Raw genomic sequence first — 22,848 nt, 5'->3', positions numbered from 1 at the left:
CGCGAACCTCTTGATCACCGCAGGCCGGCGGGCGGCGGGTGGGCTACCAGAGGGGGGTTACGGCTCCTACCGGGACGCCGCCGCCGAAGAGGGGGACCTCGGCGTACTCGGTGAGCACCGGGGCGTCCACGCCGAGGCGGCGCAGCGCCGAGACGAGCACCGGCATCCGAGCCCGACCCGCGCCGTCGTCGACCTTCAGGGCCACCGCGCCCACGCCGGGCAGCGCCGCGGCGATCACGCCCTCCGCGCCGACCTTCGCCAGCATCCCCGGAATCCCGCGCATCAGCCGGGTGTCGTCGGCCTCGGTGCCGCCGACGATCTCCGGGTACGCGCGCATCGCGTCCGCCACCGCGCGGGGCACCGAGCCGGCGTCCGCCGAGACGAGCCGGAGGTACGCCCCGGCGAGGCCGGTCAGCGACACCGCCAGCACCGGCGCGCCGCAGCCGTCCACGCCCTCCGCTGCGGCCTCCTCGCCGGTGAACTCCTCGATCGCGGCCCGCAGACCCTGCTGCAACGGGTGCTCCGGCCGCCAGTACCCGTCCAGCGGCCAGCCGGCGACCTGACAGGTGAGCAGCATCCCGGTGTGCTTGCCGGAGCAGTTCATCTGGATCCGGGTCGGCCCGCCGCCGGCCCGCAGTACCGCCGCCCGCGCCGCCTCACCGACCGGCAGGTCCGGCGGGCAGTGCAGCGCCGACTCGTCCAGCCCGGCGTCGGCGAGCAGGGCAGCCACCCGTTCCAGGTGGAACTGCTCACCGGCGTGGCTGGCCGAGACCAGCGCCAGGTCGGCCGGATCGGTCAGCGACAGGCCGGCGCGGAGCATCCCGATTGCCTGCATCGGCTTGCTGGCCGAGCGGGGGAAGATCGGCGAGGTGACGTCTCCGGCGGTGGCGACCGGTGCCCCCGACGCGTCCAGCACCACGACCGAGCCGCGGTGCACCCCCTCCACGAACCCCGACCGGACCACCTCGGCGAGCGGCGCGCCGCCCTCGTACGTCTTTCCCACGGTGTGGACGGTACCGACGGGTCGGAGGGGGACGCTGGCGGGGTGACCAGGTGGTACGGAAACTCGTGACAGGAGTGGCGAACGGGGCTGCCCTTACAGGCCGAGTAGCTCCCGGGCCTCGGCCGTGGTCAGCGGCGGACGCTGGGCGAGCTGGGCGAAGCCCACCGCACGGGCGACCAGCTGCATGTTGGACTCCACCGGCCGGCCCTTGGCGTAGGTGACCGTGTCCTCCATGCCCACCCGCAGGTGCCCGCCCGTCGACAGCGAGGCCAGCAGCACCGGAATGGTGCTGCGCCCGATGCCGGTGGCGGAGAAGGTGGTGCCGTCCGGCAGGTCCCGCAGCATCTGTCGGGCGGCGACCAGCGTCTCCGTGGTGCCCGGCATGCCGCCCGGCACGCCCATCACGAAGTCGACGTGGACGTGGCCGCCGTGCGGGAGGCCGTACCTGCCGAGCAGCCGCTGGAGCGCGGTCAGGTGGCCGAGGTCGAAGATCTCGTACTCGGGCACGACGCCCCGCTCCTGCATGCGGGTGTGCAGGTCGACGATGAACTCCCAGCGGTTGAGGAAGACGTCGTCGCCGAAGTTGACCGTGCCCATGGTGCAGGAGGCCATGTCCGGCCCCGCGTCCAGCACCGCGAGCCGGTCGGCCTCCGGGTCGGTGACCGCGCCGCCGGAGGAGAGCTGCACGATCAGGTCGGTGCTCTCGCGCAGCGCGGCCACGGTCTCCCGCAGCCGGCCCTGGTCGAGGGTGGGCCGGGCCACGTCGTCCCGGATGTGGACGTGGATCACGGCGGCGCCGAGCGCCTCGCACTCCTTCGCGGTGAGCAGCAGCTCGTCGAGGGTCACCGGCAGCGCCGGAACCTCCGCCTTGGCCGACTCCGCGCCGGTGGGGGCAACCGTGATCAACGTCCCTGTCGTCATGCCGGGGATCCTAGACGCCGTGGTCAGTCGGGGTCGATGGCCGCCACGATGCCGTCGATCATGAGGCGGGACTCCTCCGGGACGTTGCGCTTCACCACCGCCAGGGCGATCTGGCCCAGCTCGTGGTGGTGCACGGCCGTGCCGACGAAGCCGACCGTCCGTCCGTCGAGGGTCAGCGGCGTGCCCGCGGCCGGCGGCTGGTCGGTGGTGACGCCGTCCAGGTGCAGCAGGACCAGACGACGCGGCGGGCGGCCCAGGTTGTGCACCCGGGCCACCGTCTCCTGCCCCCGGTAACACCCCTTGTCCAGGTGGACCGCCGGGCCGATCAGACCCACCTCGGCGGGGATGGTTCGGTGGTCGGTGTCCACCCCGACCCGCGGCCGGCGGGCGGCCACCCGGATCGCCTCGTACGCCCACAGCCCCACCGGCGGCACCCCGGCGCCGCGCAGCTCCGCGACCACCTGGTCCATGCTCTCCCGGGGCACCAGCAGGTCCACGCCCAGCGGCACCCGGCGGGCCCAGCCGCCCGCGGGCAGCGGCGCGACCGCGTAGCGCACGGTGGGCCGTGGCGGCACCTCGCCGTGCCGGAACTTCGGGCCCGGCACCGCGACCGCGTCGGGCGCCGCGAGCCCGCTGACGCCGAGCGTCTCCAGCGCGCCGGTCGCCTCCGGGCCGACCAGCGAGAGCAGGGCGTGGTCGGGGGTGACGTCGCGCGGCTCGACCTTGCTGAAGAACCGCATCTTCTCCAGGTAGCCCAGCAGCCCACCGGTCGCGCCGGGCTCGGTGTCCAGCCAGGTGGTGACGCCGTCCTCGGCGACCATCGCGTGCTGCTCGATGTGCCCGTGCGGGGAGAGCACCAGCAGCTCCGTCCCCTCGCCGGCCACCAGGTCGGCCAGGTGCTGGGTGGTGAGCGTGTGCAGCCAACTGGCCCGCTCCTCCCCCGGCACCGCGACGACGCCCCGGTGGGACCGGTCCACCAGGCCCACCGCGCTCGCGAGGACACGCTGCTCCCGCATCGGGTCGCCGTAGTGGGCGGCGACCCCGCGCACCCCGGCGGCGGCGTGTGCCGGCTCCGGCTGGTCCCGGCTGGCCTCGTCGATGCTCTCGACGGCCACCGCGCCCGCGATGTCGATCATTCCTGGTCCCCGTTCTCGCAACTCCCACAGACGCCGAAGAGCGACACGTGCCCGATGTCGACCCGGAACCCCCGCTGGGCGGCCAGCTCGTCGGCGAGCGGCCGGAACAGCTCCGGATCCACCTCGTCGATTGCGCCGCACTGCCGGCAGACCAGGTGGACGTGCTGGTGCTCGCCGGCCGCGTGGTAGGTCGGTGAGCCGTGCGACAGGTGGGTGTGGGTCACCAGGCCGAGCCGCTCCAGCAGCTCCAGCGTCCGGTAGATGGTGGTGATGTTCACGCCTGCGGCGACCTCGCGGACCGCCGTGTGCACCTGCTCGGGCGTGGCGTGTCCGAGATCCAACACCGCCTGGAGGACGAGCTGCCGCTGCGCCGTCAACCGCAGGCCACGGGAACGGAGCATTTCCGCGAGGGAGGACTCGGACACCGTCCGATCATAGTTCGTCGTCGCGACGCTCCCGGGGGACCGCGACCGACGCTAGGCTCGGCGCTCATGGTGACATCGAGGATCGCCGTGCTCGGCCGCGGCACCGTGTCCGCCGGCGAGCCGGTGCTGCGCGGCGACGACCTGGGCGTCCTGCGGGGTGACGGGCTCTTCGAGACCATGCACCTGCGCGACGGGCGGCCGTGGCTGCGCGACGAGCACCTGGCCCGGCTGACGCGCTCCGCCGACGCGATCGAGCTGACCCTGCCGCCCCGGGCGGTGCTGGTCGGCCTGCTGGACGCCGTCCGGGCCGGCTGGCCGACCGAGGTCGAGGGCGCCCTGCGGCTGGTCTGCACCCGGGGGCCCGAGGACGGCGGCCCACCGACCGTCTACGCCACCCTCACCGAGGTCGCCGCCGCGTCCCGGCGGGCCCGGGCCACCGGGATCACGATCGCGACCCTGCCGTACGGCGTGCCGGCCGAGGCGCGGATCGCACTGGACTGGCTGCCGGCCGGGGTCAAGTCCACGTCGTACGCGGTCAGCACGGCCGCCCGCCGCTGGGCGCGGCGGGCCGGTGTCGACGACGTGCTCTGGGTCTCCTCCGACGGGTACGCGCTGGAGGGGCCCAGCGCGAACCTCGTGTGGGTGACCGACGGCACCCTCTGCACCGTGCCCGCCGCCCGCACCGGCATCCTGCCCGGCACCACGGCGGCCTGGCTGCTCGCGCACGCCGCCGACGTGGGTCTCGACGCCGCGGAACGGATGGTCACCCCGGCCGAACTGCACGAGGCGGACGGGGTCTGGCTCAGCTCGTCCGTCCGAGGGCTCGCCGAGGTCACCGCCCTCGACGGCCGGCCACGGTCCCGCAGCCCGCACACCGCGCCGCTGCAGAAACTCGTCGGTTTTCCCGTCCCCGAGCAGCCGGACCCGGCACCCGACGCCGGGTGATCCCGGGTGGGCGGCGGTGACCGCCGCCCACCCGGAGGGTCAGCCGGCGACGCGGAGGAGTCGCGCGGACAGGTGCGGGTGCAGGCCCTGTCCCACCGCGGCCATCTCCTGCGCGTACAGCAACGCGCCCTCGACGATGCCGAAGAGCCGGTGCCCGCCGGTGACCTCCTTGGCCGTCGACGTCCGCACCACCGCGTCGGTCACCAACTCGACCTGGGTGCCGTTGCGGCGGCCGAGGTAGAGCTCCATCACCCCGGTCGGCGTGCTGAACAGCACCTCCAACTCGCCGGTGGCCCGCTCACCGTCCAGCACCGGACGCCACCAGCCGACCTCGCGGCCGGCCGGGCGCACCGGACGGCTCTGTTCGTCGAGGATCCACGCCCGGGACTCGTAGAACAGGAACGGCCGCCCGTCGTGACTGATCCGGATCTCCTGCGCGAAGTCGAAGTCCTCGATCGTCGGGTAACCACCCCGGCCACGCCCGCGCCACACGCCGACGTAGGGCAGCAGACCGTCCAGCGTGGGATGCAGCTTCGGGCCCACGCGCAGGTCGTGGCTCTCCTCGTAGGGGTACGCGTCCACCGGCGGCGCGTTCAGCCACGGGGGTGGCGCCAGCGGGTTGTCGTCGCTCACCGGACGACCTTCGTTCGCGACTGCGGGGCTCGCAAACCCGGCTCACTCCTCGCGCTCACCAGTTTCCTCTCGAGATGCGGACGGCCACGTACACCAGGCCACCGGCGAGCGCGCCCAGGCCGGCGACCAACAGGCTGACAAACCCGATCTCGGTGACCATCCTGGCCATCCTATGCTGGCGGCATGGCCCGCTCTCTCGTCGTCAAGGCCACCGCCGGCGCGGACGCCCCGGAGCGGTGCGCCCAGGCGTTCACCGTGGCCGCCACGGCGGTCGCGGCCGGTGTGGACGTCTCGCTGTGGCTGACCGGGGAATCCACCTGGTTCGCCCTACCTGGCCGCGCCCAGGAGTTCGAGTTGCCGCACTCCGCCCCGCTGGCCGAACTGCTGCACGTCATCCTCACCAGCGGCACCGTCACCGCCTGCACCCAGTGCGCGGCCCGCCGCGAGATCGGCCCGGACGACGTGCTGCCCGGCGTACGGATCGCCGGCGCGGCGGTCTTCGTCGAGGAGGCGATGGCCGAGGGCGCGCAGGCTCTGGTCTACTGATCCCCGAGGCCGTCCCGAGCCGCTTTGACCCGATCCGGGTGGAGTGCCGATACCGACCCGACATGCCGGGTTGCTGCCTACGATTCGGGTGTGGGCGCGGCGACCGAGCGGTTCTTCGAAGCACTGCCGGCGCGCGCCCCCGAGGTCCTGCGCGGGCTGGTCAGCGGGACCCTCCAGATCGACCTCGACACCGGCGACGGGACCGACCACTGGTTGGTCCGGATGCGCCCCGGCGCGGTCGAGGTGAGCCGCAACCGCGGCCCGGCCGACGCCATCTGGTACAGCAGCGAGGACCTCTTCGACCGGCTGGTGAGCGGCCAGGCGCAGGGGGTCTCCGCGGTGCTGCGCAACGAGAGCACCTTCAGCGGCAACGTCGTCCTGTTCCTCGCGTTCCGGAGGTTCTTCCCCGACCCGCCGGGCACCCGGGACCCGCGTGAGGTGGCCCGGCGGCAGACCGGGCGGCTGACGTGAAGGACCTGGTCAGCATCCTGGACGGCAACACCTTCCTGGTGACCGACCAGCGCGGGGACATCGAACCGTCGTACGACTTCCCCACCGGCCTCTTCTCCTTCGACACCCGCTTCCTCTCCACCTGGATCCTGACGGTCGACGGAAGCCGGCTGCAGCCGCTCTCCATCGACGACGAGGAGAGCTACCGCACCCGCTACTTCCTGGCGCCCGGCGAACCGTCCCACTACCTGGACGCGAAGGTGTCGCTGATCCGCAGCCGCGCGATCGGCGGGAGCTTCGACGAGGAGTTGACCGTCCTCAACCACTCGCGCGAGCCGGTCGACTTCACCCTGCGCCTCGACATCGGCAGCGACTTCGCCGACCTCTTCGAGATCAAGAACGTGCGGCAGAAGAAGGGCCGGACGACGGCCGCGGTGAGCGGGCGGGAACTGCGGCTCACGTACCGCCGGGACGCCTTCCACCGGGAGGCCCAGATCACCACCAGCGAACCGGCCGACATCGACGTGTCGGGCATGACCTACCGGGTCCGCATCGACGGGCACGGCGAGTGGACCACCCGGCTGCACGTGGCGACGGTCGTCTACGGCGCCCGGGGCGAGGATATCCGGGCAACCCTGCCGTACGGCGGCAGCCGGAGCGCGGACACGATCCACGCCGAGCAGAACGAGCTGATCGAGCGGGCACCGAAACTCGGCTGCGACTGCCAACCGCTCAGTGGGGCGTACCGGCGCAGCCTCAACGACCTGGCCGCCCTGCGCTACGAGTCGATCGCGCTCGGGGTGCGGCTGCTCGCCGCCGGGCTGCCCTGGTTCATGACGCTGTTCGGGCGGGACAGCATCTTCACGTCGCTGCAGGTCGTGCCGTTCCTGCCGGAGCTGATCCCGCCGACCATCCAGATCCTCGGCGGCCTCCAGGGCACCCGGGTGGACGATTTCCGGGACGAGGAGCCCGGGAAGATCCTCCACGAGCTGCGGTACGGCGAGATGGCCGGCTTCGAGGAGCAGCCGCACTCGCCGTACTACGGGTCGGCCGACGCCACCCCGCTCTTCGTCATCCTGCTCGACGAGTACGAGCGGTGGACCGGGGACACCCAACTGGTACGGCTGCTCGAATCACAGGTACGGGGCGCACTGGAGTGGATCGACACGTACGGCGACCTGCTCGGCACCGGCTACATCTGGTACCAGACCCGTAACCCGGAGACCGGGCTGGCGAACCAGTGCTGGAAGGACTCCTGGGACGGCATCTCGTTCGCCGACGGGAGGCTGCCCGGGTTCCCCCGCGCCACCTGTGAACTCCAGGGGTACGCGTACGACGCGAAGATCCGTGGGGCGCGGCTGGCCCGGAAGTTCTGGAACGACCCGGCGTACGCCGACCGGCTCGAACGGGAGGCCGCCGAGCTGAAGCTCCGGTTCAACCGCGACTTCTGGATCCCGGAGAAGGAGTACTACGCGCTCGCCCTGGACGCGGAGGGGCGGCAGGTGGACGCGCTCACCTCGAACATCGGCCACCTGCTGTGGAGCGGCATCGTCGACGAGTCCCGGGCCGGCCGGATCGTCAACCACCTGCTCGGCCCACGGCTCTTCTCCGGCTGGGGCGTGCGCACGCTCGCCGACGACCAGGGGCGCTACAACCCGATCGGCTACCACGTCGGCACGGTCTGGCCGTTCGACAACTCGATCATCGCCTGGGGTCTGTGGCGCTACGGCTACCGCGAGGAGGCCGGGCGGGTCTGCGACGGGATCCTGGCCGCGTCGGAGTTCTTCGGCGGGCGGCTGCCGGAGGCGTTCGCCGGGTACGAGCGCGACCTCACCGACTACCCGGTGCGGTATCCGACGGCGTGCAGCCCCCAGGCGTGGTCGACCGGCACCCCGCTGCTGATGCTGCGGGTCATGCTCGGCCTGGAGCCGCAGGGCGAGCACCTGATCATCGACCCGGCCGTACCGGAGGGCATGGGTCGCATCGAACTGCTCGACATCCCGGGCCGGTGGGGCGCGGTGGACGCTCTCGGCCGAAGCCGGAACCACACGCACCTGCACCAGTGACCCGGCGGGTCAGGCACAGGGCGCGGTGGCGCTCACCCGGGGAGACTCGACGGCCGTCGTGGCCAGGACGGTGAGCGGGCCGGTGCGGTAGGCGTACGTGTCGGCGGTTTCCAGGGCCGGCCCGCCGGTGGCGAGCGGACCGAGGGCGACGGCCAGGCCGGTCGAGGTGGTGAGCCCGTCGACGCGGGCGGTCCGCGCGACGCCGCCGCCGGGGCAGGGCGCGCTGACCAGGTGAGGAGCCGCCTGCGCCGGCTGGCCGAGGGCGCGCAGGGCGTCGGCGAGGGCGGCGGTCTCGGCACCGGCGGGCGCGCTGACCGACGGGTAGCCGTCGCCGAGCGGCCGGCAGCCGGTGCGGACGGTCAACCGAATCCGACCGTCCCCGGCGGGTCGCCCGTCGACCGCGACGAACTCGCCGGCGTCGGCGCGCAGCCGGGGCCCGTCCGGTGTCAGCCGCACCCCGGCCCGCCACCTTGCCGGCAGCCGTTCGGCGATCCGGTCCAGCAGCTCCCGTTCGCCGCCCTCGGCGACGGCCACCTCGACGCCGCGGGTGAGGGCGGCCCCGTCGGCGAACGGGGTGACCCGGCAACCCCGGTCGAGTTGCGGCGGGGTCAGCTCCAGCAACGCGCTCGGGCCGGCCGCCGCGGCCAACTCGCCGGTGGCCCGGTCCGCCCGAGGTCCCGCCTCGGCGAGGCTGCGCTGCTCGCGTACGGTCGGCGGGTCGTCGCGGACGGAGAGCCAGGTCAGCAACGCGAGCAGCAGCGCCCAGGCGACGGTCGCGACGAGCAGCCAACGCCGCCGGGGCCGCGCGGGCACGGGCGCGTCGGGACCGGTCGGTGGCGCGAAACCCGCCTGGACTGCACCGCTCACCCGGTCATGGTGTCACGCGGCGTCCGTGCGCCCGGCGGCGCGTGGCGGTCGGGGATCAACCGGCGGTCGACGGCGGCGCGGCGTCCAGCCGGTATCCGACGCCGCGCACCGTGTGCACCCGCGGCCCGCCCGGCAGGGGCCGCAGCTTGTGCCGCAGTCGCTTGACCGCCGAGTGCAGCACCGCCGCGTCGCCCAGGTAGTCGCCGCCCCACACGGCGGCGAACAGCCGCTCGTAGGTCCACACCGAGATCGGCGGGCTGATCAGCCGGGCGAGGATCTCGCGCTCGGTGCGGGTCAGGGCCAGCGGCTCGCCCCGCCAGGTGACGAGATGGCCGACCCGGTCGACGAGCAGGTCGCCCCAGCCGACCGGCCCGTCCGGCGGGTCGTCGGGAGCACCGGCGCACTCGTCGGCCGGCGCGACGGGCGTCGGGTCCTCCGTCGGCGCGGTGGCCACCTGCGGCGCGAACAGCACGGCGCGCAGTTCGGTGAGATCGGCGCAGCTCACCACCGGCGCCACCCCGTCGAGGCGACGCACCACCCGTTCTCGCACCGCGACGTCCGCGCTGACGCAGACGACGATGGGAACGCCTTCTCTGGACACGCTGCCTCCCACGGCGGTTGCTGACGTGAGAAGCTCCCACCCATCCGCAGAGACGAACGCCGATGGGGCTCGGGCACCACCCTACCGGCACACATCGACTTTCGTCACCGCGTTCGGGCGATTCGGCGAGTCGGCGCGAGCGGCGGTACCCGGCAGAGGCGGCGGGCGGCGGGGCTCGGCACACGACCGGGGCCGGCCACCCGTGCGGGTGACCGGCCCCGGTCGATCAGAGCGTGGGTCAGGAGGCGACGGTGACGCCCACCTCGTTGATGCCCCGCCCGGCGGTGACGGCGGCGTCGCCGTTGCCGTGCCGGGAGAGGGCACGCAGGGTCCAGGTGCCCGGCGCCGCGAAGAACCGGAACTGCCCGGCGGCCGAGGTCACCACCTCGGCGGTGAACTCACCGGTGGAGTCGAGCAGTCGGACGTACGCGCCCGACACGGCCTCACCCTCCGCGGAGGTGACGACACCGGTGATGACGGTCTCCTTCTCCAGGTCCAGGCTCGCCGGCAGGGGAGCGGCCTGGTCCGGAGCGGCGCAACTGGCGGCGGTCGAAGCGGCGGTCATGGCTCAGGCCTCCCCCGGCTCGTCGCCGAGCGCGACCGGCACGCCCACCAGCGAACCGTACTCGGTCCAGGAGCCGTCGTAGTTCTTCACGCTGCGGTGGCCGAGCAGCTCCTGGAGCACGAACCAGGTGTGCGAAGAGCGCTCACCGATCCGGCAGTAGGCGATGGTCTCCCGGCTGTCGTCCAGCCCGGCGTCGGCGTAGATCTTGCGCAGCTCGTCGTCGGACTTGAAGGTGCCGTCCTCGTTGGCCGCCTTCGACCACGGCACGCTGATCGCCGTGGGCACGTGCCCGCCCCGCTGGGCCTGCTCCTGCGGCAGGTGCGCGGGGGCGAGCAGCCGACCGGCGTACTCGTCGGGCGAGCGCACGTCGACGAGGTTCTTGGTGCCGATGGCGGCGACCACCTCGTCACGGAAGGCGCGGATGGAGGTGTCCGGCTCCTGCGCCACGTACCGGGTGGCCGGGCGGGTCACCGCGTCCTTGACCAGCGGACGGGCGTCGAGCTCCCACTTCTTGCGGCCGCCGTCGAGCAGCTTGACGTCCCGGTGGCCGTAGAGCTTGAAGTACCAGTACGCGTAGGCGGCGAACCAGTTGTTGTTGCCCCCGTAGAGGATGACGGTGTCGTCGTTGGCGATGCCGCGCTCCGACAGGAGCGCCTCGAACTGGGTCTTGTTGACGAAGTCCCGGCGCACCGGGTCCTGCAGGTCGGTCTTCCAGTCCAGCTTGATCGCGCCGGCGATGTGGCCGGTGTCGTAGGCCGAGGTGTCCTCGTCGACCTCGACGAAGACGACGCCCGGGGCGTCGAGGTTCTTCTCGGCCCAGTCGGCCGAGACGAGTGCGGTGTCGCGACTCATCAGATCACTCCCTGGTGAGGATGGACGGTGAGCCAGCGCGCGGAGATCGGGATATGGAAGTTGTCGCACCACGCGCGGGTCCCATGCGAAGGACGGATCACGGGTTCGTGCGACGGCGCCGCTGCCGGGCGAAAGGGGAAGCACCGGAGGGTGGAGGACCCTCCGCGCCAGTGGTCGCGTCAGGCGACCGAGGACAGCCCCGCCGTCAGATGACGGGGCGACACAGGCAGGTGGCCACGCGGCACAGGTCGACCGCGCGCCGTTTGGTGAGGTGGGTCCCCATGGTGACGCAGCCTACCAGTCACCGCCGGTGGCGCTACCGGGACGACCAGCATCCGGGACACCGGCCGCCGCGGGCGCCGCCGGTCAACCGGCGGCGTTGAGCGGTACGTTCTTCGCGTCCGCGGTGACCGTCAGCCCCTCGGGCTGCGGCCGGACCTCGCGCAGGGCGAGCTGGAACGGCAGGTCGGGCAGCGGCACGTCGATCGAGATGCCGCGGGCGTAGTTGTTGAGCAGGGTGCGTGCCAGCGGGAGGTTCGGCAGCCCCTCCGCGTTGAGGTCGTTGAACCGCAGGCCGACCTTGCCCTGCTCGCCGACCGTCACGTCGGCGGTGCCGGTGACGGTGAGCTGCTGGCCGAGGATGTCGACCGGGGCGGTGACGGCGAGCTTGCCGCCCTGCTCGCTGAGCTTGAGCCCGGGCCGGTCCAGCAGGGCGGCCAGGCTGTCGTAGCTGATGGTGGCGGTGCCGTTCACCGTCTCGGCGACCACCTCACCCTGCCCGGAGCGGAGGGTGTCCAGCGAGGCGCGTACGTCGCGGGCGTCCACATCGAGCGTCGGCAGGCTGATCGCGTCGCCCTGCACCGAGCCGCGCACCTCGCGCAGCACGATGGAGATGCGCTCGTAGCGGCCGTCGAGCACCTGGGTCAGGAACGGGAACCCGCCCACCTCGACCTCCGGCGGGGCGGACTGCGCCTGCTGCTTGGCGACCTCCTGACGGACCTGGTCGGCGATGGCCCGCTCGGCCACCCCGACCGCGACCCGGTCGGCGACGACCAGGAGGCCGGCCAGCACCAGGAGCAGGACGACGAGCACCACGAGCGCCCGACGCCCCCGTCGCCGGGGACGTTCCTCGTACGCCGGTTGGACCTGGGCCACGCCGCCTCCTGATCTCCGCTGCCGCGCCGGGCGGCCCGGCACTGCCGGTGCCGCGCGGCTCGTCACTGCCGATGCCGCCGAACGGCGCACCGTTGGTACCCCACCGGACTCGGGCTCAACCGTCCGGTCAGAGGACGAACATGCACATCGCGTAGGCCGCCGGCGCGGCCAGGGCGAAGCCGCCGAGCGGGCCCTGCATGTGCCGCGCGACCCACATCGTCGGCGGCTCGCCGGCCATCAGTCGCCCCGCCTCCGCGTACCCCACGGCGAGGTCGGCCAGGACGGCGGCGACCGCCGCGACCAGGCCGATGATCGCGGCCCGGGTCGGGGTGAACGGCGTGACGAGGTAGCTGCCGAGCACAGCGCTGACCAGCGTGCCGACCATCGCGCCGCCGACCACGCCGGCCGCGCCCCGGGGCACCTGCGGTGCGAGCCGGGGCCAGGCCGCGACGGCGTCGACCAGCCGGGCGACGGTGAGCGCGACGCCGCTGGCGGTGAGACAGACGGTGATGGCCTGGGTGCCGGCGGGGATCCGGCTCAGCACGATCAGCGTGCCGAACGCGACCACGCCCACGACGATCAGCAGGGTGGTGCCCAGGGAGTCGGTGACCCGCACCCGGTCGACGCGGCGGACCAGTTGACCGAGCACGCCGAGCACGAACCCACCCGCCGCGACGTAACCCAGCGGCGCCAGGCCGGCGATCTCGGTCTGCACCGCGGCGGTGTCGGCCACCGCGGCCGCGCCGACGCTCAGCAGCGCCACCACCAGCATCGCGGGCGGCCGCATGGCCATCGTCCAGGCGAGCACGAAGAGCAGTTGGACGCCGAAGATGATGACCGCGAACGGCAGCCGGTGCCCCGGCCCGGAGGTCTGCGCGCCGAGCACCAGGCCGACCCCGAGCAGAGCGGCGAAGCCGGCGACGGCGACCGAGAGCGACCGGCGCACCTCGACCGGCGGCACGATCTCCTCGTCCGGTTCGTCGGCCGCGGGATCGTCGGGCCGGCGAGCCGGTTCACCGCCGCGCCGTGCCCGCCGAGGGCCGCTGCGCTCGCGACGGTCACCGTCGTCGACGCCCGGGCCGGTGCGCGGCGACGGCGGCTGGCCATAGGGCTGCCCCGGGGGAGGGCCGTCGGACCACGAGTCCCGGCCGGTCTCGGGCGAGGTGGAGGGAAACACGCCCCGATCGTGCCAGACCGGGCCGGGGACGCGGAGTCCACGGGTTTCGGCAACGTTAAAAAGTGCACCGCGATCGAGGGCAAAGCGAACAAACGGGAAATGCCCCGAGGGCGCAGCGCGGACGATCCGTTACGCTCAACGCGTTACCCGCCCGTCAGCGACGCCGGGACCCACGTTAGTTCTCAGCGCACCCCACCCGGAGTGTCGCTGGTCGCGCGCGGCCACGAGGCCGCCGGGACGGAGGTGATCGTGGAGATCCTGCTGTTGGTGAGCGCACGCGCAGGTGAACCGTCCGTGGTGCTGCCGGCACTCGACCTGCTGCCGCACTCGGTCCGCACCGCGCCGCGCGACGTCCGCACCCTGGTCGCCGGTCCGAGCCCGGACGCGGTCCTGGTCGACGCGCGTTCCGAGCTGAGCGAGGCCCGGGCGACCTGCCGGATGCTGCACGCGACCGGCCTGGGCGTGCCGCTGGTCGCGGTGGTCACCGAGGCGGGCCTGATCGCCCTCAACGCCGACTGGGGCGTCGACGACGTCATCCTGGCGTCGGCCGGCCCGGCCGAGGTGGAGGCCCGGCTGCGCCTCGCGGTGGGCCGGCTGAACAACGCGATCACCGGCGCCGGCGGCTCGATCCGGGCCGGTGAGCTGACGATCGACCCCGACACCTACGCCGCGAAGCTGAAGGGTCGACCGCTGGACCTGACCTACAAGGAGTTCGAGCTCCTGAAGTTCCTCGCCCAGCACCCGGGCCGGGTGTTCACCCGCGACCAACTCCTGCGCGAGGTCTGGGGTTACGACTACTTCGGTGGCACCCGCACGGTCGACGTCCACGTCCGCCGGCTGCGGGCCAAGCTCGGCTCCGAGTACGAGTCGATGATCGGCACGGTGCGCCAGGTGGGCTACAAGTTCGTGGTGCCGCCGTCGCGTTCGCTGCCCGAGTCGGAGCCCGCGCCGCTGCCGGTCTGATCCCCACCCTCCCCACTGTTTCCCATATGCCCTTTTTGCGCGACTCGTCGGTTCTATTCTGACTGCCGGGTCTGCTGCGGAAGGGGTACGGGATGGCCACGGGGGGCGGGACGGCCGACTGGCTCGATCGGATACGAACGCTGACCCGACCCGGCTCGACGGGTCGGGCGGTCGTGATCGTCACCGTCGTCGTGGCCGCGCTGCTCGGCTCGGCGTACGCCCTGGGCCGGAGCCTGGTCCCCGACCAGTCGCCGCGCCGGCAGGCCACCGGCACGACCGCCGACCTGAGCCCTTCCCCGCACTACGCCGACCAGCCGTCCGACACCACCTCGCCGTCCGCCGCCCAGAGCGGCGGTCCCACCGAGTCGGGCCAGGACGGCAGCGGGCGGGACGCCGGCGGCGACAACCTCTACGGCGCACATACCACCACGGGCAACGGGAAGGTGGCGCTCACCTTCGACGACGGACCCGACCCGCAGTACACCCCCCAGGTCCTGGCCGCCCTGCGGGAGTACGGCGTACGGGCTACGTTCTGCCTGGTCGGTGAGAACGCGCAGAACCATCCCGACCTGGTCCAGGCGATCGTCGACGACGGGCACACCATCTGCAACCACAGCTGGAACCACGACGTGACCCTCGGCTCCCGCTCGACCGACGAGATCCGGCGGGACCTGCTGCGCACCAACGCCGCGATCCGGGCCGCGGTGCCCGACGCGCCGATCGTCTGGTACCGCCAGCCGGGCGGCGCGTGGACCTATCCCGTGGTCTCCGTGGCGCACTCGCTCGGCATGACCCCGATCCACTGGACGGTGGACCCCGCCGACTGGGAGGCGCCGGGCGCAAGCCGGATCACCACGTCCGTGCTCGCCGCGGTGGAGCCGGGCTCGGTGGTGCTGTTGCACGACGCGGGCGGAAGCCGGCAGGGCACCGTGGACGCGCTGCACCGGATCCTGGCCGACCTCACCTCCCGCTTCGAGCTGGAGGCGCTGCCGACCGACCCGACGTGAACCGGCGATCCACGCGGGGCGGGACACCCGGGGCGGCGGGACACCCGGCGCCGCGCCGGAGCCGCCCGCTACGGTGATCGGATGAGCAGCGCTGAGCCCACGCTCGACCAGGTCACCCGGGCCGACCGACTGTCCGCTCCCGCCGTCGCCGACGTGCTGGCCCTGACCCGGACCGCCGGCGACACCGACGGCGCGGACCCGCTCGACGAGCACAGCCTGCTCCAACTGCGCGACCCGGACGCGCCGGCCGTGCACCTGACCGCCCGGGCCGACGACGGGACCCTGACCGGGTACGCGCACCTGGACACCAGCGACCCGGCCGCGACCGGCGTGGAGCTGGTGGTGCACCCGGCGTACCGACGGCGGGGCACCGGACGGGCCCTCGCGCGGGGCGTCCTGGCCACGGCCACCGGCCCGCTGCGTGCCTGGGCGCACGGCGACCACCCGTCGGCCGCCGCGCTCGCCGTCGACCTCGGCTTCGCCCGGGCCCGCGTGCTCTGGCAACTGCGCCGCTCGCTGACCGCGCCGGTCGCCGAGCCCCGACTGCCCGACGGCGTGACGCTGCGCGCCTTCCAGCCCGGCGCCGACGACGAGGACTGGCTGGCCCTCAACGCCCGGGCCTTCGCCGAGCACCCCGAGCAGGGCCGGTGGACTGCCGACGACCTGCGCGTACGCCTCGCCGAACCGTGGTTCGACCCGGCCGGCTTCCTGCTCGCCGTCGAGGAGTCGACCGGCCGCCTGCTCGGCTTCCACTGGACGAAGGTGCACGAGCGGCCGGGGTCGGCCCGCATCGGCGAGGTCTACGTGCTGGGGGTCGACCCGACCACCCACCGAGGCGGGCTGGGCCGGGCGCTCACCAATGCCGGACTCGCCCACCTGCGCGACCGGCGCGGGCTGGACCGGGTGATGCTCTACGTCGACGAGTCGAACACCCCGGCGGTGGCCCTCTACGAGCGGCTCGGCTTCCTGCGCTGGTCGGCGCACGTGAACTACCAGCTCGGCTGAGCCACACCGGCCCGGGTTCCCGGGCCAGGTTCACGGCGTCGGGGGCGCCGCCACGGGGCGTCCTGAAGTCGATCAGGCATGCCCACCCCACGGCTGCCGGGGACAGGTCACCGCGAGATAACAGCGCCGCCTCGGCGGGATAACGCAGAACCGGGAATATACGGATTCTTCCGACAGCTGCACGCGAGTTCACTTAACGGACAACTCACCCTCAGCGAGCGGACACTCCGTCGGCCGAACCTGTTCACCTTGCGTTCACTTGCGACGGGCTAGCCGGCTACCTGGCCCTCCTAACTTGTGGAATCAGCCGGTCACTGCCGGTCCTCCCCGGGCCCCTGAACGGGGCGCCAAGTCAGACGTGAAGGGAAACCCCTCAGGTGAAGCTCCAGCGGCTCGGCGCGATTGCCTCGCTCGCTCTTACCGCGACGTTCGCTCTCAGCGCATGCGGCTCGGACAACAACGAGCCGGCGTCCGGCGCCAGCGCCTCCGGCTCGGCCGCCGCGGTCGACTGCGCCACCGGCACGATCAACGCCCAGGGCTCGTCCGCGCAGAAGAACGCCATGGACGAGTGGATCAAGGCGTACCAGCAGAAGTGCTCCGGTGCGAAGATTAACTACGAGCCCTCCGGCTCCGGCGCGGGCATCCAGGCCTTCATCGCCGGCACCGCCGACTTCGCCGGCTCCGACTCCGCGCTCAAGCCGGAGGAGCAGCCGCAGGCCGACGCCAAGTGCGTCGGTGGCAAGGCCATCCACCTGCCGATGGTGATCGGCCCGGTGGCCATCGCCTACAACCTCGACGGCGTGGACAACCTCCAGCTCAAGCCGGCCACCCTGGCGAAGATCTTCGCCGGCAAGGTGACCAAGTGGGACGACGCCGCGATCAAGGCCGACAACCCCAGCGCGACGCTCCCGTCGACCGCCATCAACGCGGTGCACCGCTCGGACTCGTCCGGCACCACCGACAACTTCACCAACTACCTGAGCAAGACCGCCGAGGCCGACTGGACCTTCGGCAAGGCGAAGGAGTGGAAGGCCCCGGGTGGCACCGGTGCCGCGAAGTCGGACGGCGTCGCCAGCGCGATCAAGGGCCAGGCCGGCACCATCGGCTACGTCGAGTGGTCGTACGCCGAGAACGGCGGCCTGAAGATGGCCAAGATCGGCAACGGCAACGGCGAGTTCGCCGCGCTGACCGCCGAGTCGGCCGGTAAGACCATCGCCGGCGCCAAGGTCGAGGGCGAGGGCGACGACCTCAAGCTGTCGATCGACTACAACACCAAGGAGGCCGGGGCCTACCCGATCGTCCTGACCACCTACGAGATCGTCTGCAGCAAGGGCCTCGCCGCCGACAAGCTCGCGCTGGTCAAGGGCTTCCTGGCCCACGCCGCCAGCAACGAGGGCCAGTCGGCCCTGACCGAGCTGGGCTACGCCCCGCTGCCGGAGAGCGTCCGGACCAAGGTCGAGGCCGCGGTCAAGAACATCGCCTGATCCGACACACCACCTCCGCAACCGAATCGAGCGAGCAGATGGGTGAAACCCCCCACCGCTCGGCCGACGCCGGCACCGGTGGGACGCGCGTGACCGAGAGTCACGAGCGGCCCGCCGGTGCCTCGGCGCGTCTGGCCGAGGCACCAGTCAGCACCCGCGCCCCGGGCAGCACCGGGCTGGGCGGCGGCGGCGCGCTGCCCCGAGCCCGCAGGTTCGGTGCCGAGCGGGCCTTCCGCGGCGTCACCCTGGCCGCCGGCACCGCCGTCCTGGTCATCATCGCGGCGATCGCGGTCTTCCTGGTCGCCAAGGCAGTGCCGGCACTCCGCGCCAACACCGAGAGCTTCTGGAGCTTCGAGGGCTGGTTCCCGAACGACGCGCAACCGAAGTTCGGTATCGGCGCGCTCGCCTTCGGCACCGTCCTCACCGCCGCGCTCGCGCTGCTGGTGGCGGTGCCGATCGCACTCGGTATCGCGCTCTACCTGTCCCACTACGCGCCGCGCCGGGTCGGCACCACGCTCGGCTTCCTCATCGACCTGCTGGCCGCCGTCCCCAGCGTGGTCTTCGGCCTCTGGGGACGGGAGATCTTCCTCAAGCCGGTGCAGGACTTCTCGGTCTGGTTGAACAAGTACTTCAGCTGGCTCCCGATCTTCGGCGGCGACGGACCGTTCGGCAAGTCGATCCTGCTCGGCTCGCTGGTCCTGGCGATCATGGTGCTGCCGATCATCACCTCGCTCTCCCGCGAGGTGTTCCTGCAGACCCCGACCGCCAACGAGGAGGCCGCCCTCGCCCTGGGCGCCACCCGCTGGGAGATGCTGCGCACGGCGGTCCTGCCGTACGGGCGGCCCGGCATCATCGCCGCGGTCATGCTCGGCCTGGGCCGGGCGCTCGGCGAGACCATCGCGCTGGCGATGACCCTCGGCATCACCTTCAACATCTCGTTCAACCTGATCGAGAACGGCGGCAACAGCATCGCCGCGAACATCGCCAACACGTTCGGCGAGGCCAACGAGACCGGTCGGGGCGCGCTCATCGCCTCCGGCCTGGTGCTCTTCGCCATCACGCTGATCGTCAACATCACCGCGCGGGTGATCATCTACCGCCGCCGGGAGTTCACGGAGTCGGCCGCATGAGCACCACACTCACCAGCCACCGTCCGCGTCCGGCCGCGCAGCCGGCCACCCTCCGGGCGAAGCGGCTGCCCTGGTACGCCGCGCCGGCCATCGCGCTGGCCGCCCTGCTGGCCGCCGCCGTCGTCGTCTACGGCGCCGGCATCGGCGGGCCGGTGCTCGTCGTGGTGCTCGGGGCGCTGCTCTACCTCGCCGGGCTCTTCGCCGCCGCGAACGCCGTCGAAGGCCGACGGGCGGCCCGCAACCGCACCTGGAGCGCGCTGATCCACTCGGCGTTCGTGCTCGCCGTGCTGCCACTCGCCTCCGTCGTCTGGACGCTGGTCAGCAACGGCGTAGAGCGCCTGGACGGAGACTTCTTCCTCACCTCGATGAACAACATCGGGGCCCGGGACCCGGAGGGCGGCGCCTACCACGCGATCGTGGGCACGCTGGAGCAGGTCGGCATCGCCACCCTGATCACCGTCCCGCTCGGCATCCTCTGCGCCATCTACATCGTCGAGTACGGGCGGGGCAAGTTCGCCTTCGCGATCCGGTTCTTCGTCGACGTGATGACCGGCATCCCGTCGATCGTCTCCGGCCTCTTCGTGCTGGCGTTCTGGGTGCTGGTCGTGTCCCCGTGGTTCAACGACGGGCGGCCGAGCTTCTCCGGCTTCGCCGCCGCGTTGGCGCTCAGTGTCCTGATGCTGCCCACCGTGGTCCGCTCCACCGAGGAGATGCTGCGCCTCGTCCCGGCGCCGCTGCGCGAGGGCGCGTACGCCCTCGGGGTGCCGAAGTGGAAGACGATCCTGCGGATCGTGCTCCCGACCGCGCTGCCCGGCATCGTCACCGGCGTCATGCTCGCCATCGCCCGCGCGGCCGGCGAGACGGCGCCCGTGCTGCTCGTCGCCGGTGGCGGCGCGGCCATCAACTTCAACCCGTTCGAGAACAACCAGTCGTCGCTGGCGCTCTTCGTCTACCAGCAGGCCGGCGACGCGTCCCGGTACGCGCCGGCGCGCGCCTGGACCGCGGCCCTCACCCTGGTCGCCCTCGTCCTCATCCTGACGATCGCGGCGAAGCTGCTGGCCCGTCGCAACCGCCTCGGCCGATGAACCCCGGAGGTACCACCATGGCCAAGCGCATCGAAGCCTCGAACGTCGCCGCCTACTACGGCTCCTTCAAGGCGATCGACAACATCAACCTGACCGTCGAGCCGAAGACGGTGACCGCCCTCATCGGCCCGTCCGGCTGCGGCAAGTCCACCTTCCTCCGCTCGATCAACCGGATGCACGAGGTGCTCCCGGGCGCGCGGGTCGAGGGCAGCCTGACGATCGACGACCAGGACATCTACGACCGGGACGTGGACGTCACCGCGGTCCGGCGGATGATCGGCATGGTCTTCCAGCGGCCGAACCCGTTCCCCACCATGAGCATCTTCGAGAACGTGGTGGCCGGGCTGCGGCTCAACGGCGTCCGCAAGAAGTCGATCCTGGACGAGGCGGCCGAGAAGGCGCTGCGCTCGGCGAACCTCTGGGACGAGGTCAAGGACCGACTCGGCAAGCCCGGCGCGGGCCTCTCCGGCGGTCAGCAGCAGCGGCTCTGCATCGCCCGCACGATCGCCGTCGAGCCGCAGGTCGTCCTCATGGACGAGCCCTGCTCCGCGCTCGACCCGATCTCCACGCTGGCCATCGAGGACCTGATCTTCCAGCTCAAGGACAAGTTCACGATCATCATCGTGACGCACAACATGCAGCAGGCGGCGCGGGTCTCGGACCGGACGGCGTTCTTCTCGATCGAGAAGACCGGCGACCCGGGCCGGCTGATCGAGTACGACAGCACCCAGAAGATCTTCAGCAACCCGAGCCAGAAGAAGACCGAGGACTACATCACCGGCCGCTTCGGCTGAGCCGGCACCGGGGGCGGCTCGCCCTCGACGCGACGGGAGTGGCCATGTCAAGGGGGATGGCCACTCCCGCTGTTTTTCGGGCCGGTCGCCGCCCCGACGGGCGGCTCAGGCGAGCCGGAACCGGGGCTCGCCGTCGGGCGACAGGTCCAGTCGCGGGGTCACCGGAGTGGCGGCGTCCCGCGTGGCCGCCGCGCGTACCACCCCGGCCAGGTCGCCGGCGGCCGCCACCTGCCCGAGCGTGACCAGGGTCGGCGGCAGCATGGTCAACTCGCCCGACTCGGCCCGGGCGCGCGCCTCCGCCGGCGCGATCCACAGCGCGTGGTCGGCCTCCCCGCTCACGTTCCGGGTCCGCTGCCCCTCGGGCAGCAGGGCCACGAAGAAGTACGTGTCGAAGCGGCGCGGCTCGAACTCCGGGGTGATCCAGCGGCTCCACGGCAGCAGCAGGTCGGAGCGGAGGGTGAGACCCCGCTCGGCGAGCAGGTCGGCGAAGCCGCCCCGGTGCTGCTCCAACGCGACGCGGGCGGCCTCCCAGTCGTCTCCGCTGACGTCGCCGACCACGCTCGTCGTGTCCGGCCCGGCGAGCAGCACCCCCGCCTCCTCGAAGACCTCGCGGCCGGCGGCGCAGACGACCGCCTGGGCGGCGTCCGGGGCGAGCCCCAGCCGCTCACCCCAGGTGGCCGGAGCCGGGCCGGCCCAGCCCAGGTGTGCCTGGGAGTCGGACCGGTCCACGCCGCCGCCGGGGAAGGCGTACATCCCGCCGAAGGCCATCGCGGCGACCCGGCGGATCAGGTAGACCTCGAAGCCGGCGCCGGCCGGGCGGAGCAGCAGGACGGTGGCCGCGACCCGTGGGACGGCCGGCACGCCGCCCTCGGCCCGGAACCGCCGGGCGTGCTCCACCAAGGCGGGGGGCGCGGCGAAGCCGTCGCGGTCGATCGTCATGACGCGAGCCTAGTTCCCGAGGGGCGGACCAGCCGGACGGCCGTCCGCCCACCTTCGCTAGCGTTGCCCGCATGACTCGTTGGGGCATCCTGGCCACCGGCCACATCGCGGCCCGGTTCGCCGAAGACCTGCGCCACGTGCCGGGCGCCGAACTCGTCGCGGTCGGCTCCCGCACGCCGGAGAGCGCAAAGCTGTTCGCCGACCGGCACGGCGCGCAACGCGCGTACGGCTCGTGGGCCGAGTTGGCCGCGGATCCCGAGGTGGACGTGGTGTACGTGGCGACGCCGCACGCCGCGCACCATGAGGCCGCCCTGACCTGCCTGCGGGCGGGGCGCGCGGTGCTGCTGGAGAAGCCGTTCACGCTCGACCTGGCCACCAGCCGCGAACTGGTCGACACCGCCCGCGCCGCGGGGGTGTTCCTCATGGAGGCCATGTGGATGCGGACGAACCCGCTGATCCTCCGCATGGTCGAGCTGATCGCCGACGGCGCGATCGGCACGGTGACCAGCGTGCAGGCCGACTTCGGCGTGGCCGGGCCGTTCCCGCCGGAGCACCGGATGCGGGCCCGGGTGCTGGGTGGCGGCGCCCTGCTCGACCTGGGTGTCTACCCGCTGAGCCTGGCGCACCTGCTGCTCGGGGTGCCGCAGCACATCCGGTCCTGGGCGACGCTGACCCCCGAGGGGGTGGACGAGAACACCGGGTTCGTCCTCGGGTACGACTCCGGGGCGGTCGCCACCCTCAGCTGCGGCATGGTGGGCGCCACCCCGCTGGTCGCCTCGGTCACCGGCACCACGGGCCGGATCGAGCTGCCGACGCCGTTCTTCCGGCCGCCGTCGCTGACCCTGTACCGCGCGGGGGCCGAGCCGGAGACGATCGACGCCGACCTGACCGGTGGCGGCTACCAGTACGAGGCGATCGAGGCCCAGCGCTGCCTGGCGGCGGGGCTCACCGAGAGCCCGCTGGTGCCGCACGCCACCACGCTCGAAGTGATGGCTCTGCTCGACGCGATCCGCGCCCAGATCGGCGTCGACTACAGCGCCTGAACCCCGGATCGACGACAGGGCCCCCGGCGGCACCGGGGGCCCTGTCGCGTGTCACG

General features: G+C 72.8%; 26 protein-coding genes. 12 read left to right on the top strand and 14 right to left on the bottom strand.

Going from position 1 to position 22,848, the window contains the following annotated elements:
• Positions 1-43: 43 nt before the first annotated feature.
• The 4 genes from GA0070620_RS24510 to GA0070620_RS24495 form a co-directional block, all read right to left on the bottom strand.
• Positions 44-1,003: an asparaginase gene (locus GA0070620_RS24510; protein WP_091594622.1), complete on the bottom strand. Its 960-nt coding sequence runs from the start codon at positions 1,001-1,003 to the stop codon at positions 44-46.
• 93 nt (positions 1,004-1,096) lie between these two features.
• Positions 1,097-1,924: a BKACE family enzyme gene (locus GA0070620_RS24505; RefSeq protein ID WP_091594620.1), complete on the bottom strand. Its 828-nt coding sequence runs from the start codon at positions 1,922-1,924 to the stop codon at positions 1,097-1,099.
• A 23-nt stretch (positions 1,925-1,947) separates the two neighbouring features.
• Positions 1,948-3,060, bottom strand: coding sequence for a CAF17-like 4Fe-4S cluster assembly/insertion protein YgfZ (gene ygfZ, locus GA0070620_RS24500; RefSeq protein WP_091594618.1), 1,113 nt, complete (start codon positions 3,058-3,060; stop codon positions 1,948-1,950).
• A complete protein-coding gene (locus GA0070620_RS24495) occupies positions 3,057-3,485 on the bottom strand; it encodes a Fur family transcriptional regulator (protein ID WP_091594616.1) in 429 nt (142 codons plus the stop codon). The genes ygfZ and GA0070620_RS24495 overlap by 4 nt, the downstream gene beginning before the upstream one ends.
• 66 nt (positions 3,486-3,551) lie before the next feature.
• Between GA0070620_RS24495 and GA0070620_RS24490 the strand changes: the two genes are divergently transcribed.
• The gene (locus tag GA0070620_RS24490) at positions 3,552-4,430 is read left to right on the top strand and encodes an aminotransferase class IV (protein WP_091594614.1); all 879 of its coding nucleotides are present in this window, start codon (positions 3,552-3,554) and stop codon (positions 4,428-4,430) included.
• A 39-nt stretch (positions 4,431-4,469) separates the two neighbouring features.
• Here GA0070620_RS24490 and GA0070620_RS24485 read toward each other — a convergent pair whose 3' ends face one another.
• Both GA0070620_RS24485 and mtfM read right to left on the bottom strand, forming a co-directional pair.
• A complete protein-coding gene (locus tag GA0070620_RS24485; protein ID WP_091594612.1) occupies positions 4,470-5,063 on the bottom strand; it encodes an FABP family protein in 594 nt (197 codons plus the stop codon).
• A gap of 55 nt (positions 5,064-5,118) precedes the next feature.
• Positions 5,119-5,223 carry a small membrane protein MtfM gene (gene mtfM / locus GA0070620_RS34095; RefSeq protein WP_269456547.1) on the bottom strand — a complete coding sequence of 35 codons (105 nt, stop codon included), beginning with the start codon at positions 5,221-5,223 and terminating at the stop codon, positions 5,119-5,121.
• A gap of 23 nt (positions 5,224-5,246) precedes the next feature.
• Here mtfM and GA0070620_RS24480 point away from each other — a divergent pair, with 23 nt between their 5' ends.
• The 3 genes from GA0070620_RS24480 to GA0070620_RS24470 all read left to right on the top strand — a co-directional run bounded on the left by GA0070620_RS24480 (position 5,247) and on the right by GA0070620_RS24470 (position 8,125).
• Positions 5,247-5,609, top strand: a complete 363-nt coding sequence (locus tag GA0070620_RS24480; protein ID WP_091594610.1) for a DsrE family protein — start codon at positions 5,247-5,249, stop codon at positions 5,607-5,609.
• Positions 5,610-5,699: 90 nt separating this feature from the next.
• Entirely contained in the window at positions 5,700-6,080 is a 381-nt protein-coding gene (locus tag GA0070620_RS24475) for an SCP2 sterol-binding domain-containing protein (protein WP_091594607.1), read from the top strand.
• Entirely contained in the window at positions 6,077-8,125 is a 2,049-nt protein-coding gene (locus tag GA0070620_RS24470; RefSeq protein ID WP_091594605.1) for an amylo-alpha-1,6-glucosidase, read from the top strand. The genes GA0070620_RS24475 and GA0070620_RS24470 overlap by 4 nt, the downstream gene beginning before the upstream one ends.
• 9 nt (positions 8,126-8,134) lie before the next feature.
• Here GA0070620_RS24470 and GA0070620_RS24465 read toward each other — a convergent pair whose 3' ends face one another.
• From GA0070620_RS24465 to GA0070620_RS24440, 7 genes are all read right to left on the bottom strand, one after another.
• Positions 8,135-8,992, bottom strand: a complete 858-nt coding sequence (locus GA0070620_RS24465) for a hypothetical protein (protein ID WP_091594603.1) — start codon at positions 8,990-8,992, stop codon at positions 8,135-8,137.
• A 55-nt stretch (positions 8,993-9,047) separates the two neighbouring features.
• Complete coding sequence (locus tag GA0070620_RS24460) at positions 9,048-9,593, bottom strand: winged helix-turn-helix domain-containing protein (protein ID WP_091594601.1); 546 nt, start codon at positions 9,591-9,593, stop codon at positions 9,048-9,050.
• A gap of 238 nt (positions 9,594-9,831) precedes the next feature.
• Positions 9,832-10,158 carry a DUF1416 domain-containing protein gene (locus tag GA0070620_RS24455; RefSeq protein WP_091594599.1) on the bottom strand — a complete coding sequence of 109 codons (327 nt, stop codon included), beginning with the start codon at positions 10,156-10,158 and terminating at the stop codon, positions 9,832-9,834.
• Positions 10,159-10,161: 3 nt separating this feature from the next.
• Positions 10,162-11,010, bottom strand: a complete 849-nt coding sequence (locus GA0070620_RS24450) for a sulfurtransferase (protein ID WP_091594597.1) — start codon at positions 11,008-11,010, stop codon at positions 10,162-10,164.
• A 205-nt stretch (positions 11,011-11,215) separates the two neighbouring features.
• Complete coding sequence (locus GA0070620_RS34165) at positions 11,216-11,293, bottom strand: Ms5788A family Cys-rich leader peptide (protein ID WP_310503780.1); 78 nt, start codon at positions 11,291-11,293, stop codon at positions 11,216-11,218.
• Between the two features lie 83 nt (positions 11,294-11,376).
• Positions 11,377-12,165, bottom strand: a complete 789-nt coding sequence (locus GA0070620_RS24445) for an LmeA family phospholipid-binding protein (protein WP_091594595.1) — start codon at positions 12,163-12,165, stop codon at positions 11,377-11,379.
• Between the two features lie 127 nt (positions 12,166-12,292).
• Positions 12,293-13,342: a hypothetical protein gene (locus GA0070620_RS24440; protein ID WP_091594594.1), complete on the bottom strand. Its 1,050-nt coding sequence runs from the start codon at positions 13,340-13,342 to the stop codon at positions 12,293-12,295.
• 243 nt (positions 13,343-13,585) lie between these two features.
• Between GA0070620_RS24440 and GA0070620_RS24435 the strand changes: the two genes are divergently transcribed.
• The 7 genes from GA0070620_RS24435 (at position 13,586) to pstB (ending at position 20,810) form a co-directional block, all read left to right on the top strand.
• On the top strand, positions 13,586-14,305 hold the full coding sequence (locus GA0070620_RS24435; protein WP_197677662.1) for a winged helix-turn-helix transcriptional regulator: 720 nt from the start codon (positions 13,586-13,588) through the stop codon (positions 14,303-14,305).
• 92 nt (positions 14,306-14,397) lie between these two features.
• Positions 14,398-15,312, top strand: coding sequence for a polysaccharide deacetylase family protein (locus GA0070620_RS24430; protein WP_091594590.1), 915 nt, complete (start codon positions 14,398-14,400; stop codon positions 15,310-15,312).
• 81 nt (positions 15,313-15,393) lie between these two features.
• On the top strand, positions 15,394-16,317 hold the full coding sequence (mshD, locus tag GA0070620_RS24425; RefSeq protein ID WP_091594588.1) for a mycothiol synthase: 924 nt from the start codon (positions 15,394-15,396) through the stop codon (positions 16,315-16,317).
• 377 nt (positions 16,318-16,694) lie between these two features.
• Positions 16,695-17,801 carry a phosphate ABC transporter substrate-binding protein PstS gene (gene pstS / locus GA0070620_RS24420; protein WP_091594586.1) on the top strand — a complete coding sequence of 369 codons (1,107 nt, stop codon included), beginning with the start codon at positions 16,695-16,697 and terminating at the stop codon, positions 17,799-17,801.
• A 38-nt stretch (positions 17,802-17,839) separates the two neighbouring features.
• Positions 17,840-18,931 (top strand): phosphate ABC transporter permease subunit PstC, encoded by a 1,092-nt coding sequence (pstC, locus tag GA0070620_RS24415; RefSeq protein ID WP_091594585.1) that lies wholly within the window; start codon positions 17,840-17,842, stop codon positions 18,929-18,931.
• Positions 18,928-20,016, top strand: coding sequence for a phosphate ABC transporter permease PstA (pstA, locus tag GA0070620_RS24410; RefSeq protein ID WP_091594583.1), 1,089 nt, complete (start codon positions 18,928-18,930; stop codon positions 20,014-20,016). The genes pstC and pstA overlap by 4 nt, the downstream gene beginning before the upstream one ends.
• Positions 20,017-20,033: 17 nt before the next feature.
• Entirely contained in the window at positions 20,034-20,810 is a 777-nt protein-coding gene (gene pstB, locus GA0070620_RS24405; RefSeq protein WP_091594581.1) for a phosphate ABC transporter ATP-binding protein PstB, read from the top strand.
• Positions 20,811-20,915: 105 nt separating this feature from the next.
• Here pstB and GA0070620_RS24400 read toward each other — a convergent pair whose 3' ends face one another.
• On the bottom strand, positions 20,916-21,749 hold the full coding sequence (locus GA0070620_RS24400) for an NUDIX hydrolase (RefSeq protein ID WP_091594579.1): 834 nt from the start codon (positions 21,747-21,749) through the stop codon (positions 20,916-20,918).
• A gap of 71 nt (positions 21,750-21,820) precedes the next feature.
• Here GA0070620_RS24400 and GA0070620_RS24395 point away from each other — a divergent pair, with 71 nt between their 5' ends.
• On the top strand, positions 21,821-22,792 hold the full coding sequence (locus GA0070620_RS24395; protein WP_091594577.1) for a Gfo/Idh/MocA family protein: 972 nt from the start codon (positions 21,821-21,823) through the stop codon (positions 22,790-22,792).
• Positions 22,793-22,848: the final 56 nt, after the last annotated feature.

This window comes from Micromonospora krabiensis, from assembly GCF_900091425.1.
GTDB classification, from domain to species: domain Bacteria; phylum Actinomycetota; class Actinomycetes; order Mycobacteriales; family Micromonosporaceae; genus Micromonospora; species Micromonospora krabiensis.
This window is presented reverse-complemented; position numbering and strand designations above follow the sequence as displayed.